This window comes from Pedobacter alluvionis (assembly GCF_003664035.1).
In the GTDB taxonomy this organism is placed as follows: Bacteria; Bacteroidota; Bacteroidia; order Sphingobacteriales; family Sphingobacteriaceae; genus Pedobacter; species Pedobacter alluvionis.
Genome location: NZ_RCCK01000015.1, coordinates 317,603 through 336,002, shown reverse-complemented (window position 1 = coordinate 336,002; position 18,400 = coordinate 317,603). Strand labels below are relative to the sequence as shown.

The 18,400-nt window shown below is 39.4% G+C and carries 15 protein-coding genes; 10 read left to right on the top strand and 5 right to left on the bottom strand.

Annotation, left to right across the window (positions count from 1 at the left end; genetic code table 11):
• Positions 1–61 precede the first annotated feature (61 nt).
• Together BCL90_RS23435 and cysS are read right to left on the bottom strand one after the other, a co-directional pair.
• Positions 62–742, bottom strand: a complete 681-nt coding sequence (locus tag BCL90_RS23435; RefSeq protein WP_121287731.1) for an aspartate/glutamate racemase family protein — start codon at positions 740–742, stop codon at positions 62–64.
• Between the two features lie 44 nt (positions 743–786).
• Positions 787–2,247, bottom strand: a complete 1,461-nt coding sequence (gene cysS / locus BCL90_RS23430) for a cysteine--tRNA ligase (RefSeq protein WP_121287730.1) — start codon at positions 2,245–2,247, stop codon at positions 787–789.
• Positions 2,248–2,685: 438 nt separating this feature from the next.
• Between cysS and BCL90_RS23425 the strand changes: the two genes are divergently transcribed.
• The 4 genes from BCL90_RS23425 to BCL90_RS23410 all read left to right on the top strand — a co-directional run bounded on the left by BCL90_RS23425 (position 2,686) and on the right by BCL90_RS23410 (position 5,728).
• Complete coding sequence (locus BCL90_RS23425) at positions 2,686–3,117, top strand: GNAT family N-acetyltransferase (protein WP_121287729.1); 432 nt, start codon at positions 2,686–2,688, stop codon at positions 3,115–3,117.
• A 191-nt stretch (positions 3,118–3,308) separates the two neighbouring features.
• Positions 3,309–4,202 carry a lipoyl synthase gene (gene lipA / locus BCL90_RS23420; protein ID WP_025144173.1) on the top strand — a complete coding sequence of 298 codons (894 nt, stop codon included), beginning with the start codon at positions 3,309–3,311 and terminating at the stop codon, positions 4,200–4,202.
• Between the two features lie 114 nt (positions 4,203–4,316).
• Positions 4,317–4,868 (top strand): RNA polymerase sigma factor, encoded by a 552-nt coding sequence (locus tag BCL90_RS23415; RefSeq protein ID WP_121287728.1) that lies wholly within the window; start codon positions 4,317–4,319, stop codon positions 4,866–4,868.
• Positions 4,869–4,870: 2 nt separating this feature from the next.
• Positions 4,871–5,728 carry an anti-sigma factor gene (locus BCL90_RS23410; protein WP_121287727.1) on the top strand — a complete coding sequence of 286 codons (858 nt, stop codon included), beginning with the start codon at positions 4,871–4,873 and terminating at the stop codon, positions 5,726–5,728.
• Between the two features lie 1,165 nt (positions 5,729–6,893).
• Here BCL90_RS23410 and BCL90_RS23405 read toward each other — a convergent pair.
• Both BCL90_RS23405 and BCL90_RS23400 read right to left on the bottom strand, forming a co-directional pair.
• A complete protein-coding gene (locus BCL90_RS23405; RefSeq protein ID WP_121287726.1) occupies positions 6,894–7,595 on the bottom strand; it encodes an AIM24 family protein in 702 nt (233 codons plus the stop codon).
• 128 nt (positions 7,596–7,723) lie between these two features.
• Positions 7,724–9,220 (bottom strand): NAD(P)H-hydrate dehydratase, encoded by a 1,497-nt coding sequence (locus tag BCL90_RS23400; protein ID WP_244095131.1) that lies wholly within the window; start codon positions 9,218–9,220, stop codon positions 7,724–7,726.
• 321 nt (positions 9,221–9,541) lie between these two features.
• On the opposite strand from BCL90_RS23400, the gene yiaA reads away from it, so the two are divergent.
• Entirely contained in the window at positions 9,542–9,949 is a 408-nt protein-coding gene (yiaA, locus tag BCL90_RS23395; protein WP_121287725.1) for an inner membrane protein YiaA, read from the top strand.
• A 37-nt stretch (positions 9,950–9,986) separates the two neighbouring features.
• Here yiaA and BCL90_RS23390 read toward each other — a convergent pair whose 3' ends face one another.
• Positions 9,987–12,017 (bottom strand): M48 family metallopeptidase, encoded by a 2,031-nt coding sequence (locus tag BCL90_RS23390; RefSeq protein ID WP_166792260.1) that lies wholly within the window; start codon positions 12,015–12,017, stop codon positions 9,987–9,989.
• Positions 12,018–12,269: 252 nt separating this feature from the next.
• On the opposite strand from BCL90_RS23390, the gene eat reads away from it, so the two are divergent.
• The 5 genes from eat (at position 12,270) to BCL90_RS23365 (ending at position 18,399) form a co-directional block, all read left to right on the top strand.
• The gene (eat, locus tag BCL90_RS23385; protein ID WP_121287723.1) at positions 12,270–13,583 is read left to right on the top strand and encodes an ethanolamine permease; all 1,314 of its coding nucleotides are present in this window, start codon (positions 12,270–12,272) and stop codon (positions 13,581–13,583) included.
• On the top strand, positions 13,583–14,944 hold the full coding sequence (locus tag BCL90_RS23380) for a glutamine synthetase family protein (protein ID WP_121287722.1): 1,362 nt from the start codon (positions 13,583–13,585) through the stop codon (positions 14,942–14,944). The genes eat and BCL90_RS23380 overlap by 1 nt, the downstream gene beginning before the upstream one ends.
• Positions 14,945–15,028: 84 nt before the next feature.
• On the top strand, positions 15,029–16,177 hold the full coding sequence (locus BCL90_RS23375; protein ID WP_121287721.1) for an iron-containing alcohol dehydrogenase: 1,149 nt from the start codon (positions 15,029–15,031) through the stop codon (positions 16,175–16,177).
• A gap of 109 nt (positions 16,178–16,286) precedes the next feature.
• A complete protein-coding gene (locus BCL90_RS23370; RefSeq protein WP_121287720.1) occupies positions 16,287–17,006 on the top strand; it encodes a gamma-glutamyl-gamma-aminobutyrate hydrolase family protein in 720 nt (239 codons plus the stop codon).
• Between the two features lie 28 nt (positions 17,007–17,034).
• A complete protein-coding gene (locus BCL90_RS23365; protein WP_121287719.1) occupies positions 17,035–18,399 on the top strand; it encodes an aldehyde dehydrogenase family protein in 1,365 nt (454 codons plus the stop codon).
• Position 18,400 lies beyond the last annotated feature (1 nt).

Sequence of the window (18,400 nt, the reverse complement as noted above, 5' to 3'; positions counted from 1 at the left end):
TTCTTGGTGAGCCTGAAAACTTATGAGATTTGTTTTCAGCCCTAGTATATTAAAGTGTGGTCTAAGAAAGCATGTAATCCACGATCGCCTCGCAATGGATTTTGGTAGTATCAAATACCGGAATCTCAAAGTCATCCTGATTGATCAGCATAGGGATTTCGGTACATCCCAGAATTATCCCCTCAGCTCCTTCCTTGATCAGATCATTAATTATCTGGATATATTGTGCCTTTGTTTCTTCCAATATTACTCCTCTACCTAATTCTTCTTTAAGGGTAAACTGTATATAATCGCGGGTTTCTTTCTTAGAAGGCACCAAAACATTTAACCCATGGTCTTCGAGCTTTTTAATATAAAAGTCCTTTTCCATAGTAAATACAGTACCTAAGAGTCCTATATTTTTAATTCCAGTAGCATTTATGGCTTTAGCGGTTTCGGTACCGATATGGATAATAGGCAGAGCTATTTTTTCTTGTAACTGATCGGCAAAAAGATGTGCTGTATTGGCGCAGAGTACAATTGCTTCTGCCCCACTCTGTTTTAAACTTTCGCAGGCATTGAGTAAAAGATCAAACGATCCTTCCCAGGTTTTATCCTGAACATCGCCAAAATTAAGGGAGTAAATTAAACATTCAGCGAAATTTAACCCACCCAAACGCTCATTTACACCCTCATTTATAAAACGATAATAATCTATAGTAGATACCCAACTGATACCACCTACCAAACCAATTTTTTTCATTGCTAAAATCGACTCATGACTCTGGACTGTAGACTTAGTACCAACTAAGCCTTACTCCAGGTGGTTCCCTCTTTGCCGTCTTTAAGCTGGATTCCCAATTCTTGTAAGCCAATACGGATACGGTCAGAAGTGGCATAATCTTTATTCGCTTTTGCTTCCGTTCTTAAGTTAATCACCATATCTAAAACGCCGTTTAAGTCGTTACCCCCGGCATCCTCATCTTTCAGTCCTAATATATCGAAAACGAAATCGTTAATCAGTTGCTTTAACTTTTCCAGTGCTTCTGCAGAGATTTTCCCTTTACCATCGTACACGGTATTGATAATCCGAACTGCTTCAAATAACTCTGCGACTAAAATCGGACTGTTAAAGTCATCATTCATCGCATTAATACATTTTTCTTTCAATGCATCAATATCGAAATCGTTCTGTTCAGAAACTGTTAACTTATCTAACAAGCCAATCGCAGCCATTAAGCGGCGAAAACCTTTCTCCGAGGCATCTAAAGCTTCATTAGAAAAATCTAATGTACTCCGGTAGTGCGCCTGTAACATAAAAAACTTCACCGTCATCGGGCTAAAGCCTTTTTTCAGTAAAGGGTGGTCACCAGTAAACAATTCTAAAGGAAGGAAACCATTGCCTGCAGATTTAGACATGCGCGTACCGTTTACTGTAAGCATATTGGTGTGCATCCAATAGCGGGCAGGTTGTTTATGGCTGCAAGCTTCAGATTGTGCAATTTCATTGGTGTGGTGCGTTGCTGCTAAATCCATTCCACCACCATGAATATCAAATTCAGCACCCAAATATTTGGCGCTCATGGCCGAACACTCGATATGCCAGCCCGGAAAGCCCATGCCCCATGGCGATTGCCATTGCATTAAGGTTTCTGGCTTTGCTTTTATCCATAAGGCAAAGTCCAACCTCCCGTGTTTCTCATCCTGGCCACCCAGTTCACGGGTATTGTTCAGCATGTCTTCGAGATTGCGGTTGGTTAAAATAGTGTAGTTGTATTCCTTGCTATATTTTTCTACATCAAAATATACATTGCCGTCAACTTCGTAACCATAACCATTGGTTATAATTACCTTAATCATTTCAATCTGCTCAATAATATGTCCGGTAGCTGTAGGCTCGATACTTGGCGGCTGCGTGTTGAACATGCGCATTACATCATGGAAACCCAAAGTATATTTCTGTACAATTTCCATTGGCTCAAGCTGCTCCAATTTCGCACGTTTTGCAAATTTATCATCGCCCTCGTCCCTATCGCCTTCTAAGTGACCTGCATCGGTAATATTACGTACATAACGTACTTTATAACCAGTATATTTAAGGTACCTGAAAATTAAATCGAAAGAAATAAACGTGCGGCAATTACCCAGGTGCACATCACTATAAACAGTAGGACCGCAAACATACATCCCAACGTTGGGTGCATTTAAGGGTTGAAAAAGTTCTTTTTTGCGCGAAAGCGTATTATATAGCAGTAAGCCAGTATTCATATTGCAAATGTAATATTAAGTTAGAAAGTTAAAACGTTTAAAGTTGCATTGTTTAGCTTATGATTTTTAACTAACATTTATAAACGGTATCCGTGCTGTCAGATGTTATCATCTGACAGTAAAACAAAATTTTAATTATTAAGATTGTAATATCGGTTTTTCCCAAATATTAGTAAAGGTATATTACTGCTTATCGGCAACAGCAGTCCCTCTTTCCGCTGTAGCTTCGCCAAGGAGGCTCAGGCTGCCGCTTCAATAGGGTTTAGGAGGCACAGCTTGATGCTTTTGGGACCGTAAACTTACGAAGTTAGCCCTAGCGCCTGCCCATGCAACTTCGTAAGTTGGCCAGCGCCTGGCATGCATTCCGTCAAATAATACCATCTGATGGGAGAATAATTTTTTAATCCTAATTTAGTTCAACATAATACCTTATTAACGATGGTCGAAATCAGAGTAATAACCAAAGAAGATGCAGAAAGTGTGACCTGGCTGTCCACACAATTGGGTTACGAGAATGACATTAAGCAAACATCAGCCAGAATTAAACACATTAATAACAGTAACGACAACTGTGCATTTGTTGCTTTAGTTGACGACAAAGTAGTAGGCTGGATCCATGGTTTTTATACCTTAAGAATAGAATCTGATCCGTTTGTCGAAATTGGAGGCTTGATAGTGGATGAAACTTACCGCAATTTAAAAATTGGAAAACAATTAATTGAACGCGTAAAACTTTGGGCAGAACAGCATCAGGTGAAAAAACTAAAGGTAAGGTGCAACACCAAACGTATTGAAAGTCATCAATTTTACGAACGGGTAGGCTTTAAAGAGAATAAACGGCAGATTGCTTTTGAAATTGATTTAGATTAAATTTTTAGTGTCAGATAAAAATATCTGACACTACAGGCAGGTCCTTGCTAAACTTGCGAAGTCTAGCTCCGCCCCCTGCCCTGCCAGACTTCGCAAGTTAGCTAACCCGCAATTAACAATCACCCCAATTATTACAACCTTCAAACATTTCTACGTTGTAACATTTCAATCCTATTCATTAACTTTGTAACATGATTGATTTACCGGTAGTACCTGCTGTAACTGAAGTTAAACGTAAACCAGATTGGTTACGTGTAAAATTACCCGTTGGTAAAGAATATGCACAAGTTCGCAGTTTAGTAGACACGCATAAGCTGCATACCATCTGCGAAAGCGGCAATTGCCCGAATATGGGCGAATGTTGGGGCGCAGGTACGGCAACATTCATGATTTTAGGAAACATCTGTACCCGCAGTTGCTCTTTCTGTGCGGTTGCTACAGGCAGGCCATTGGCTGTTGATGTTGACGAACCTAACCGTATTGCTGATTCTGTAAGGTTAATGGGCGTTAAACATTGCGTAATTACTTCGGTAGACCGTGATGATTTAAAAGATGGCGGTTCAATTATCTGGGCAGAAACCTTACAGGCTATCCGCAGAGAAAGCCCGATTACTACCTTAGAAACTTTAATCCCTGATTTTAAAGGTCAATGGGATAATTTATACCGTGTTTTAGAAGAACGTCCGGAAGTGGTTTCGCACAATATGGAAACCGTTAAGCGTTTAACCAGGCAGGTACGCATCCAGGCGAAGTACGACAGAAGCCTGGAAGCTTTAAAAAGAATTTCGGAATTTGGTTTAAGAACAAAAACAGGTATTATGCTTGGCTTGGGCGAAACCGAAGAAGATATTTTCGAAGCCATGGACGATTTAGTGGCCAATGGCGTTCACATCCTAACTTTAGGACAATATTTACAGCCAACCCGTAATCACCATCCTGTGGTTGATTGGATCCATCCGGATACTTTTGCGATGTACAAAGAAGCCGGCTTGGCAAAAGGCTTAAAATATGTAGAAAGCGGCCCGCTGGTACGTTCATCTTACCATGCTGAAAAACACCTTTTCCCTATTGAAGGGATAGCATAATTATATTTTAAGAAATAGACTAGTAATGTTTTAAAAATCGCACTCCTAAGCGGAATGCATTTTTAAAACATTTTTTTGCTTTTAGTGTTCTGTATTGTATCTTAGTGATCAATAGTGACTGCATTAAAAAAATTAACCCTAACCGAACCTGAACTCGTTCAAGCACTGCAATCGAAAGATCAAGCGGTACTAAAAACGCTGTACAGCATGTATTCTTCGGCGCTTTACGGCGTTATTTCACGCATTATTACCCACACAGAGCTTGCAGAAGATGTTTTACAGGAAACTTTCGTAAAAATCTGGCAGTCTGCAGCACACTATGATCATACAAAAGGACGTTTGTTTACTTGGATGATGAATATTGCCCGCAATTTATCGATCGATAAACTTCGTTCTAAAGACTTTAAGAATTCACTCAAAAACCAAGATATAGAAAATAACGTAAGTTTCGTTGATGAACAAAACAAGGTTACGTTTAACCCCGATGTTCTTGGTGTTAAGCAACTTGTAGATAACCTTAAACCGGATTTACAAGCAGTTCTTGATTTAGTTTATTACAAGGGTTTCACACATGTGGAGGCCGCAGAAAAGTTAGATCTGCCATTAGGTACGGTGAAAACCCGGATCCGGTTGGCTATTATTGAATTGAGAAGGAATTTTAATTGAGCGTGGAAAATTTAAAAGCATATATCGAATCCGGAGTACTTGAGCTGTACGTTTTAGGTGATTTATCACCTGAAGAAACGTTGCAGGTTGAGGAAATGGCATCTCAAAACCCTGAGGTAAGAGATGAAATAGCGGCCATTGAGCAAGCTATGGAGCAATATGCTGTTCAAAATGCGATAGAACCATCTGCAGATATAGAAACAAGATTATTCGAAAAATTGGGGTTAAGTGAGGTTGAAGAGAATGTGAATGTTCAACCCGAACCAATTTATACAGAAGAACCAAGAATTATACGTTTGGATGGAAGCGATGCGAAAGTGAGAACTTTACGGTACGCCTTAGTTGCCTGTATAGCTTTATTGGTAGTAAGTACCGCGGCATTATTTATTACTTATAACAAACTGAACGCTGCGCATGACCAGATTGCAAGTTTAAACCTGGATAAACAAAAGTTTGCCGGGATAGTAAGCAAACTGGAGTTTGAGAACCAGGGCTTAGATAATATGGCAGCCATGGCAGATAGCAAAGAGTGGGCAACCATCCGTATGGCAGGGCAGGCATTTAGTCCAGCTTCTAAAATGAAGGTTTACTGGAACAAAAAAGATAAAAGTGTGCTGATTAACTATGTGGCTATGGATTTACCAAAAACCGATGCCGAACATCAATATCAGTTGTGGGCCTTGGTAAATGGTAAACCGGTAAGCTTGGGTGTTTTTGGAAAAACCGATTCGACTAATAATGAGGCACTGGTAAAAATGCAGACCATTCAGGAAGCACAGGCATTTGCCGTAACCTTAGAACCTATGGGCGGAAGCGTTAACCCTACAATGGATAAGTTAACCGTAATGGGCGGTGTGTAGATAGAAATTATTTAATCAATATATAAAATCCCGACATCGATAAAATGCCGGGATTTTCTGTTTTTTAACTAAAGAATCGTCATTTCGAGCGAGTGAAACGAAGTCGAGAACCCGAAGGCTCTGCGAAGCAAAATCTGTCTGGATAGATCTCTCCATTCCGCTGCGCTTCAGTCGAGATGACGATTAAAATATAATATTTAGTTGCATATTTCACTTCTTCACAAGGCTGCACCAACACCCATTATGTCTGTTAAATTGGAGGAAAACCGTTTAAGCTAAAGGTTTTTTGCTCCTTACAACCTTAAATAGAATGAATGCCCACGCCACCTAAACCTGACAGGAGCGGGCATCCCGATTTTTCATCGGGATAAAGCGAATGGCAGGACTGCCTAAACCCAAATGCTTTTGCAACTGCTTTCCAAAAAAATCGCCTATATATTTAGAGGCTGTTTAAAAAATAACTAAACCACTATGCACTGAAAGTGCATAGGTTTGGTAAAGAAAGAATGAAATTCTTTCCTCCACTCCAGGCGGAAAAAGCATAATTTTAATCTATAGAGAACAAATAATAAAATTTTTAGAAACTGAAAGTCTTGCACTAAAGTGCATAGTTTTAACTAACAATTGTGACCAAAAAAATTAATTCGTATGTCAGTCTGATTGTTAATTAATTGTTTAAAATCAATATGAGTAACGTTTAATTTATTTCTTTCGCCCTAGGGCGCAGTCCTGCCTCGGCTCGCCGCCGCCGAAGGGCTCTTTCTTTTTGGCATCAAAAAGAAACAAAAAATGCCGTCTGAAAATTTTTCTTTCGAAGCTAGTAGGTTGGCTTTGGCAGTGCAACCCGAAAAATTTGTTAGGCGGGATTTAAGCAGAACGGGGATATCGTGCTATGGCCTAGCTGGTTGGGAATACTAAAGTAATTAAAATACTGATTAATAATAATTTGTAAAATAACGTCAATGGTAGCGTAGTCGAAGACCCTTTCAACACATTAATAAAAGCAATCCATTACGCTTAGCGTGACAGCAAAATGCTTTGTAATATTTGCTATAAAAATTTAAACAGGCTCTTAATGTATAAACCATGTTGACCCGAGTGAACGAAATGGAGAAACCTTATCGATTAAGATCTCTCCACCGCGGTTGAGAGGACGATTCTACTATTAAGACTTAGCTGCGTACTTCACTTCTTCGTAAGGCTGTACCAATACCCATCCCTCGCCAAAAAACTCTAATTGGAAAGATTCGCCACTTCCCCTTCCAATGAAGGAACCGAAAGTTAAATTGGTTTTAATGTTAGGCGTTAAATTCTCAGACCAGGCTACTGTAGCATTCGGATCGGTGTACACAGGCTGATTGGCGGTAACCCTTAATAAAATTGGTTCGCCATGTGTGGTTATGGCAATGTAGCCACTGCCCGAAAGTTTAACCTGAAATAAACCACCACTCATCATCCCTGCGATGCTTTTTAGCATTTTTATTTCGTTTTTAATATTCTCTTCCAGAGCCAATACATCATTACCATTAACAAAAACTGACTCGTTTTGGAGTTTGATGATCTTTACTTTCTTCCCTTCATCGGCCAGATATAGTTTGCCAGTTCCGGTAGCGTGCATTAGTGAAGTACCTTCACCTGATATGGCTTTTTTTAACAAACCGCCCAAACCTTTGCTCAACAGCCCTTCTCTTTTAAAATCGATATTTCCGATGTAAGCAACCATCGAACCTGCTTTTGCCAGGATTTTTTGATTTTTTAAGTTTACCTCCAGCATGGCCGGTTTTTCCAGTTCAAAAAAATCGTTTTCTGCCGGGTTTTCTGCTGATTCCTTAATGAGTTCGTTCAGCGTGTACTCTTTTTGTGCCATAATAATTTTGTTTTCCGTTTTTAAAGTATCTGTTATTTAAATATTGTGTAAACTATCAATTATAAACTAAAAAAATAGTAGTTTAGTAAAGGTTTTTTTTCCACAATTGTGGCTAAGCACATCACAAACTAGGTTGAGATGAGTGCTTTAATTTCTTTTGATATCCTGGCGGTAAGATGCGATGCAGTAACCACAAATTGTTCCTGCGCTAGATAATCGCCTGCTTTCCCATGAATGTAGCAGGCCAGAATAGCGGCATCTGTTGCCGAATATTTCTGCGCTACAAAACCTGCAATAATACCGGTGAGAATATCACCCATTCCGCCTTGCGCCATCGCCGGATTTCCTGTGGGATTGATGAGTACCTTGCCTTTTGGAAGGCAAATAAAAGTATACTGGTTTTTAAGAGTGATAACGATCTTTTGTTTTAAGGCCTGTTCTTTAGCTGTTTGCACCCTATCCCACCAATTATCATGTTCACCAAATAAGCGATCGAACTCTTTCACGTGTGGGGTGATGATGGTATTTGCGGCGAGTTTATCGATCAGATCGGGCCTTTCACCTAAAATATTTAAAGCGTCTGCATCAATGATCAACATCTGGTTAGCCAAAATCAGGCTTTCGAGCAGTTTTTCATTTTCTGCTTCAGTACCTAAACCTGGACCTATAGCAATGGCCTGATATTTCTTTAGGTTCTCTATTCTTGTGTATTCATCTCTTGGCAGCGCCATGACTTCTGGCAAAGTAGTATTTAAGGCGGCTAAGCCACTCTGTGGAATAGAAGCCGTGGTTAATCCCGCACCTGTGTGTAAACAAGCCATAGAAGAAAGCAAAGCCGCGCCCATGGTATTGGTATTTCCTGCAATAACCAGTGCGTGACCATAAGTACCTTTATGGCTGAACAATTTTCGGGGCTGCAGGATTTTCTCAATGTCACTTTCTTCCACTAAATAGAAATCAGCATCTTGTTTTTGGATAAAAGCCTCATCCAGATCAATATCTACCACTTCATATTTTTCAGTCGCCAAGGCCGACTCAGGGAAGAAAAAATTAATTTTCGGCCTTTGGAAACAAATTGTTTTGTAGGCTTTTATACCATTATAATCTTTCGGGAGTTTACCTTCAGCAAAAAAACCTGTTGGTACATCAACCGCATACACTTTTTTATTCAGCTTGTTTATGGCCTGCACAAGCGCTTCAAATTCTCCACTCAAAGGCTTATTTAAGCCTGAGCCTAGAATGGCATCAATAATTAAATCGGCTTTCAGATGCTTTAGATCAGAAGCCTGATTAATGATCGTTTTTTTACAGCGTGTTTCCTCAATCCGTTGCAGGTTGATTGCAAAATCGTCGCTCTGCTTTTCATTGAAGTTAATGATGTAGACTTTTAAATTCTCATATCCATTAGCGATAAGCAAATGTGCAATAGCCAATCCGTCTCCCCCATTATTTCCCTTTCCGCAGATTATAGCTACGCTTTTATTGGGATCGAACTCGTCTCTTAAAAAAGCTTGAACAAAAGCCCTCGCCGCTTTTTCCATCAGATCGATAGAAGCAATGGGTTTATTGGCAATCGTAAACTGATCAGCACTGCGCATTTGAGCAGAAGTAAGCAATGTTCGCATATAACTAAGATAAGATTATACAGCTATAATGCAAAAGATAGGATTTTGTTTGATTTTCTTTCCATAATGCATTGTAATTAAATCCATCAAGAATTTTCAACCACAGATGCACACAGATAAACACAGATTTTATATTCTATTCCACCTGTACACCCCTTCTATCTTTACCCAGATTATTTTATTGATGTGAGATAGCCCAATCCCATAATAATTATCTCCCAGGCTCAGTATTCAAAAATAATTTAAAATACTCTCTTTTAATTTTTATACCTTTTACCAATCTTTAGCGTTGACTATTGAATTAAATTAAATCTCAAAACAATGAATCAAAAACCATCAAATGCATTTATAGCAGCTGCCTGGATGGCATTAGGTATCGGAATGATCGGCTTTATTGTAGGTCTGTGGCGTTCTGATATGCTTCTCAATGAAAAAGGATATTATTTCACCGTATTAATGTTTGGCCTTTTCGCCGTAATTTCTTTACAAAAAGCTGTTCGCGATAAACTGGAAGGCATTCCTGTTACCGAAATTTATTATGGCCTTAGCTGGTTTTCTACCCTGCTCACCATCACTTTACTAGTAATCGGTTTGTGGAATGCCACTTTATTACCCAGCGAAAAGGGTTTTTATGCCTTTGCCTTTTTACTCTCGCTTTTCGGCGCTATAACAGTGCAGAAGAATACGAGGGACAGTCAGATTGTGAATAAAAACCGAGATTCGGAGTAAGATTTAAGCCAGTGGTATTAACTACTGGCTTTTTTATTCAGCTAAACATCGGATTTGCTAATTTTGCGCTAAACGCCAGAAGTTCTTTTTTGGTGAGAAAATGCCTTTCGGATATAACTCCTCCAAAAAAATTCATGGCAAAAAATAAGTCCTTAAGCTCTTCATCAAAATAAAGATCTGCTCCAAAATACTTGTAATTGTGTTTTAAGTACTCAGTGAGGACTGTTTTTGCCTCTTCTGTTATTAAACTGGCATACGCATCATCATTAACGATTGCAATCAAACAATCCTTAAATTTTTTCTCTTCTTTTTTAACCACCACCATCTTTCTTTTGATCATTTCCTTGGATGCTGATGTATGCATAAATCTTGTTGCATTGGCCAGATCTAAATAAGCATTCTCTTGAACCGTAAATTCTTCGGCTACCTGCTTATATTTGATCGAAAGCGATTTAAATGTTGCTTCAATTTGATTTTCTTTTGCCAAAAACCTGAAATATTCAAAAACCTTTACATCGAGCAGAGCCAATTGCCCATTTTTCTTGCTTATTTCACCCTTCAAATAATCAATCATTGCCCTACAATCAGCCAGCGAATACTTTTTACCATCGTAATTAAATGTTTTAACATTGATCACCTGTGAATCTATATTATCTATTGTAGCCAGGTCTGATTCCAATGCCTTCAACTCATACATTACGCTTAAGTTGGTATCATCAAAAAACTCTTCAACGCTCAATTCAGATGGAATTGTTGGCAGATCAAATGAATCTATATTAAACTGATGATAGGGATTTCTATAATCGAAATAACCATTAAAAATATCTGGATAAGAATTTTGATCATTTTCTTTCAAAAAATCTACTTCAAAGTCACTTAAGTGCTGTACCGATGGTTGCTCTCGGTAAACTGCACGCTGGAATATCTGTGCTGTAAATTTTTCAGCTATTCTTTCCTGATCTACAAGTAGTGTGTTCGCCATCTCATTGTATGGTTTTCCAACAGGAATTCTGAGGTCATTTAATCTTTTAATACGCTCATCGGTTTCTGGATGTGAACTATATTGATTGGAAAAGGATATTTTTGATTTGTTAAAGCGGTTATAATAACCAATGCTCACCTGCGGGAATCCATTTTCGAAAGGCAGTTTATTCCTTTGAGCCAAAAAATTCATTACCAAAATCTGTTGTGGAAAAATATTTGCCGAAATAACACAATCATCGATTTTTCTTTCGTAATAGTTATAGATAATATCTACAGAACGGCTTGCGAGCTGCATGCGCAATAACGAATCAACAAGGGGTTTAGAACCTACGGTAACTGCAGCAACTGCATCGGCATGAAATTCCATTTCGTGCGAAAGTTTGCTATAACTCTCACTTAAAACCTGATAAACACGCACTAGAATCTGTTGCATTAAACCGATTATCTTATCAGAAATCAGCACAAAAATACCAATATAAGAACTTGCGTTCGCTATGCCACGCGTTACTTTATCATAACTTTCATTTTCATAAAGCATATCGTAAATAATCTTGTTAAATTGGTATACATAAATACCAACCTTCATGCTCTTTTGCGAAAAGTGGCCAAACTCATGGGCTAATATTGCACGCAGTTCATCAGCAGTGGTGGTATTAATCAGACCAAATCCGATCATCAGGTTTTTACGCACTGGGAAAAACATGCTCCAAAAGTTCGAATCGTAAAAAACTGCAGCATTAACCTCATTAGATAGGTATACTTTTTTCGGAAAATCTGTTTGTACACTTAAAACAATTTCATCAATCATTTTAAAGATTTCAGGCTGATCGGCCCTGGTAATTTCCAATAAATGAGACCTGTCCAGCTTATTGCTCTTAAACATAAACTTGACCAGAAAAAACAGGATCATAAAACCAAAACCTATCAAACCAATGCCCAAAATAAAAGTAACGGAAGAGCTGATGTATTCCATGAGCTTTATCCCCAAATAACAGGAAACTGCGGTTAGCGCCAATGTAAATATTATTAATACTATATAGGTGGCAACAAATAAGGTAATAGCCTGTACAGACTTGGCTGCCATCTTTTTAAAATTTTCAGAAGGCCGAAGAGCGTTTTCGTGCATAAAGATATTGTTTGGTAATGCAAGGTAGCAAAACTGGTAAATGCCCAAAAGCGCTTTAAAAAAAATTAACAATAAATTATTGCAGCAATTACGAGTGATAGTGAAATGATTCGAAAATAATTACTACTTTAAACATCAGATACCGAGGCTAATAGTTTATCATTTTCGAGCAAATTTTATAAACCTATTTAAATCTTGTAAATCCTACCCATGGAACAAAAAGATGGCTTAAAGAAAACGCTTACTCCCTTTATGCTTTGGGGGCTCGGCGTGGGTTATGTAATTTCGGGGATGTATTTCGGCTGGAATTTAGGCCTCGAAAAAGGTGGCACCCTGGGTATGGCTATTGCTACGGTTGCCATCATGGTGATGTATATTACCTTTAGTTTGAGTTATGCCGAACTGGCCTGCGCCATACCAAAAGCTGGAGGTGTTTTCGATTATGCCAATACAGCGTTGGGCAAAAACATTGGTTTTATTGCGGGTATTGCCCAAATGGTCGAATTTATATTTGCGCCGCCTGCCATTGCTTTCGCCATAGGCGCTTATTTTAATGCATTTTTCCCGCAGGTACCCATTCTTACCAGTGCAATTGCGGTGTACTTCATTTTTACGGCTTTAAATGTTTATGGTATAAAGGCTGCTGCTTCGTTCGAAGTCATTATCACCATTTTGGCTGTTGGCGAGCTGTTGCTGTTTTCAGGCATTACCTTACCCAAATTTCATGCTGAAAACCTGGTGCAGAACAACTTTCCAAATGGCTGGAGTGGTGTTTTTGCGGCTATTCCCTTTGCTATCTGGTTTTTCCTCGGTATTGAGGGGGTTGCCAATGTAGCCGAGGAAACCAAGAACCCACAGCGCGATATCAGCAAAGGTTTTGGCTGGGGTATATTTACTTTGGTTGTTTTATGCGTCCTTGTTTTTATCTCCACCATTGGTATTGGTGGCTGGGAAGCCATTGTATATAAAAACGGGAAATCGGGCGAGACTTCCGATTCACCTTTACCCCTCGCCCTTTCGATGATAACCGGCGATAATCATTTAATGTACCACTTACTCATTACGGTTGGCCTATTTGGATTGGTAGCCTCCTTCCATGGATTGGTTTTAGCAGCGGGCAGGTCTACTTATGAAATGGGCAGGGTAAAAAGTATCCCCGCAATATTGGGGAAAATCTCACCGAAATTTCAAACCCCGGCAAATGCATTAATTGGCAATATGGTAATCGGCATCATTGCTCTTTTATCTGGTAAAACTGCCGAAATTATTATCATTTCGGTGTTTGGCGCATTAACGTTGTATATTATTTCGATGATTTCGGTAATGGTGCTCAGAAAAAACAGTCCGGAAATGGCGAGGCCTTTTAAAACACCGTTTTATCCATTATTTCCCATCATCGCATTAATTATTTCCTGTGTTTCTTTCATCGCAATGCTGATTTATAATCTTAAATTAGGTTTAATTTACTCAAGCATTGTTTTAGGCATATTTCTTCTATATAAAATTTTTAAAAAGGCAGATTAATGAGTAAGAGCAAAGAAATACTTGATTACGTAAAAAATCATAATTCTGGAAAAGTTAAATTGGCTGTTGCTGATATCGACGGCATTCTAAGAGGGAAATATGTCGCTGCCGAAAAGTTTACTTCGCTGGTTGAAGGCCGACTGGGTTTCTGTGATGTTACTTTCGGCTGGGATGCAGGTGATCTGGCTTACGAAAATGGAAAATACACGGGTTGGCATACAGGTTATCCGGATGCTCAGGTGAAAATCGACCTAAACACCTTTCGAAAAATCCCATGGGAAAATGAGGTGCCATTCTTTTTGGGCGATTTTATTGATGACCAGGATCAACCAAATTTTGTTTGCCCGAGACAGCTGCTAAAAAAACTGATCACAGAATGTGAAAATGAAGGCTTCTCACCTCTTTTTGCACAGGAATTTGAATGGTTCAATTTTTCGGAAACGCCAGAAACCATTCATGAGAAAGGTTTTACCAACTTAAAACCTCTAAGCCCGGGCATGTTTGGCTATTCTATTTTAAGAAGCACTTACCGGAATGAATTTATGGGCGACCTGTTCGAACTGCTGAATAAATTCGACATCCCGATTGAAGGCTTGCATACGGAAACAGGACCAGGGGTTTACGAAGCTGCCATCAAATATGCTCCGGCTTTACAAGCTGCCGATCAAGCGATTTTATTTAAAACAGCCGTAAAGGAAATTGCCTACAAACATGGAATCCTTGCCACTTTCATGGCTAAAATAAGCGAAAACTTACCTGGCTGCAGCGGACATGTGCATCAAAGCCTGTGGGATAGCAAAAATAAATCCAACCTGTTTTATGAGGAAAAGGATCCGAATAAAATGAGCGAAACCATGAAAAGTTATATCGCTGGTCAGCTGCATTGCCTACCGCACCTTTTGCCGATGATTGCCCCTACCATAAACAGCTATAAACGTTTGGTCGAAGGTGCATGGGCACCAACCACCGTAACCTGGGGCATCGACAACCGCACTACGGCATTGCGCGCTTTGCCGGGAAGTAAAAAAGCCTCACGGTTGGAAACGCGGATTGTGGGATCAGATACCAATCCATATTTGGCACTTTCTGCTTGTTTAGCCGCCGGAATGTATGGTGTTAAAAACAAGCTTAAACTGGAACAGCCTGCGACCAAAGGAAACGGATATACCGATCTATCAAACGGTGTATTATCCCGTAATTTATTTGAGGCCACACAAAAGATGAAAAATTCTGATCTGGCCAAAACATTATTGGGAGAAAATTTCGTTGATCATTTTACGATGACACGGGAATGGGAATGTAAGCAATACGCCAAAGTGGTAACCGATTGGGAGTTGAAAAGGTATTTAGAAATTATTTAACTAATAGAGTCGTTATGTAAAATAGATGCTGAAATAAATTCGGCATGACGCGAACTCGGAAAAAACAAAAGATAAGCCACTATCATGATATTTGATAAAATACATCAGTTTAATTTCCCTACAACCATCCGTTTTGGTGCAGGTGCGGTAAAAGAATTGCCAGCCTACTTAATTAAGAACAATTTAAAAGCTCCCTTAATTGTTACCGATCCTACCATTGCCCAGCTTCCGTTTTTTAAAAGCATTGTAGAAGATTTAAAGTCAAAAAATATTTCTGTTGAGGTTTTTAGCGACATACACAAAAATCCGGTAAAAAGCGATGTTTACAAAGGTACCGATGCCTGGGATGCTACCCATCGCGATAGCATTATAGGTATTGGAGGTGGTGCAGCATTGGATGTTGCCCGTGCCATTGTATTGCGTGTTAACCACCGAGAAGATTTATTTAAATATGATGATTTAATCGGCGGCGATATTTATGTAACCAACGATGTTCCTCATTTTATTACCATTCCAACCACATCAGGTACGGGAAGTGAGGTGGGCCGCAGTGCCATTATTGCCGATGATGAAACCCACCAAAAGAAAATCCTTTTCTCGCCCAAATTAATGGCGCAGATCGTTTTTGCAGATCCAGAGTTAACCATGGATTTACCACCTTTTATAACGGCGGCAACAGGGATGGATGCCCTAACCCACAATATGGAAGCTTATCTGGCCAAAAACTTCCACCCGATGTGTGATGGAATTGCCTTAGAAGGTATTTCGTTGATCAAAGATTCATTGGAACGCGCCACCAATAAGCCCGATTTAGAAAGCCGTAGCAAAATGTTAATGGCTTCGATGATGGGCGCCATTGCCTTTCAAAAAGGTTTAGGCGTAGTCCACTCGCTGGCGCATCCTCTTTCTTCTCTTTTAGATACCCACCATGGCCTGGCAAATGCTGTGAATATTCCTTACGGTATGCAGTTCAACATTGCGGGATTTGAAGACCGGTTTAAAAAAATTGCCCGGACTTTGGACCTTAAAGATGAAAATGGCGAAGCTGTTGTAAAATATCTGTTCGATTTAAATACGAAAGTAAATATTCCGCATAAATTGAGTGATATTGGCGTTAAAAATGAACACATTGAAACACTTGCCGATTTAGCCTTTGCAGATTTTGCACATCCAAACAATCCTAAACCGGTAAGCAGAGAAGATTTTAAACAATTGTACTTAAGTGCTCTTTAAGTAATCATTAACCACAGATAAAGAGGATGAGCACAGATAAAAGGTGGTATAGATCGCAATCCAAATCTGTGCTCATCTGTGAAAATCTGTGGCTAAAACATAAAAGACTATGTCTGATAAAATAACTATTGGCGTTACCGATTGCAGCAAGTATGCCATTTACCGCGACTGGGTATTATCTTACAATAAAAATTTAGAAGTAATCCAGCTCGGATACAAGCTTAACAATTTCGATGAGATCAAAAAATGCGATGGTATTGTTTTAACCGGTGGTGAAGATGTGCATCCGAGATTTTATAACCAGCCTGAATATTATCCTTATTGCTACGAGGATGATATCGATGAAAAACGCGATGAGTTCGAATTTAAAGTTTTAACCTATACGGAAGCTCATTCAATCCCGGTTTTAGGTATATGCCGCGGCATGCAGGTGGGCAACGTATTTTTTGGCGGAACTTTGATCCCTGATATTCCATCATGGGGAAAATTCGATCATTCTAAAATGCACGATAAATCGGACCGCTACCATGAAATTTTGGTGAATCCATCTTCATGGCTCAATCAGATTGTAAATACCAATAAAGGATTGGTAAATAGCAACCACCACCAAAGCACCGATAAAACTGGAAAAGGGCTTGTGGTGAGTGCAATTTCTCCTGATGGGGTTACCGAAGCCATGGAACGATTGGAACCGGAAGGAAAATCATTTTTGTTATTTGTGCAATGGCATCCCGAGCGTTTGAAAGATCAGCACAGTCCATTTAGCAAAAATATACATGAGGCTTTTATTCATGCAATCAATTCGCAAATAAAACTTCAATCTGTGTAATCGCTTTAATCTGCAAATCATATATAATATGCAAATCATCAACCCAGCAACAGAAGAAATCATTACCAGTTTGGAGGAGGATAATTTATCTACACTTCAGCTAAAATTTGATGCTTTAAAAGAAGCGCAGCCCCTATGGGCAAATAAAACCCTTCAGGAAAGAATTTTAGTGATCGCTAAGTTCACTGATTTATTGGAAATTGAGATAGAAGAACTGGCCTCGGTATTAACCAGTGAAGTAGGCAAACCTTTACAACAATCGCGTAATGAAATTAACGGCGCAAGGGCACGCATTAAATGGATGCTGGCTAATGCCGAAAAATATCTGGCTGATGAGGTGATGGTTGAGGAACCGGGTTTGAAAGAGGTTATTAAATATGAACCTTTAGGTGTGGTCTGCAACATTTCGGCATGGAATTATCCTTACCTGGTTGGTGTAAATGTTTTTATTCCGGCACTTTTAAGTGGTAATGCAGTGATGTACAAACCATCAGAATATGCTACTTTAACCGGACTAAAGATCGAAAAACTGTTAAAAAAAGCAGGTGTACCTGATGATGTTTTCCAAATCGCCATTGGTGCTAAAGAAACAGGCGCAGCTCTATTAGAAATGAACTTCGATGGTTATTTTTTTACAGGATCCTATACAACAGGAAAATTCATCTACGAAAAAGCAGCTTCAAAAATGGTTCCCTGTCAGTTGGAGTTAGGCGGCAAAGATCCCTTGTATATTGCTGATGATGTGGCCGATGTAGTCGCTGCAGCGGTTGGTACAGCTGATGGCGCTTTTTACAATAATGGCCAAAGTTGTTGTTCCGTTGAGCGCATTTATGTCCATGAGAAAAATTACGACGATTATTTAAATGCCTTTGTTACCGAAGTTAAAAGCTGGAAAAGTGGTTCACCCACAGCCGACGGCACTTATATTGGCCCTTTAACGAGGAAAGAACAAATAGCGGTCTTGAAAAAACAGGTGGAAGATGCTTTAGATAAAGGTGCTAAATTGTTAACAGGAGGCAAAGCGCTTGTAGGAAAAGGTTATTATTTTGAGCCAACAGTTTTAACGGACGTTACCAATGATATGCTGGTGATGCAGGAGGAAAGTTTCGGCCCGATTATCGGCATTATGAAGGTAAAAGACGATATTGAAGCCGTTAAAATGATGAAAGATACCGATTATGGCTTGACGGCATCGGTTTATTCAGCCAATCAGGAAAGGGCTGAAAAAATACTGTCTCAGATTGATGCAGGTTCGGGTTATTGGAATTGCTGCGATCGGGTGAGTGCAGCCTTGCCCTGGAGCGGAAGAAAGTATTCAGGTATCGGTGCTACTTTATCCCACCAGGGATTAAGGGCTTTTACCAAACCAAAAGGTTATCATTTAAGGGGATAAA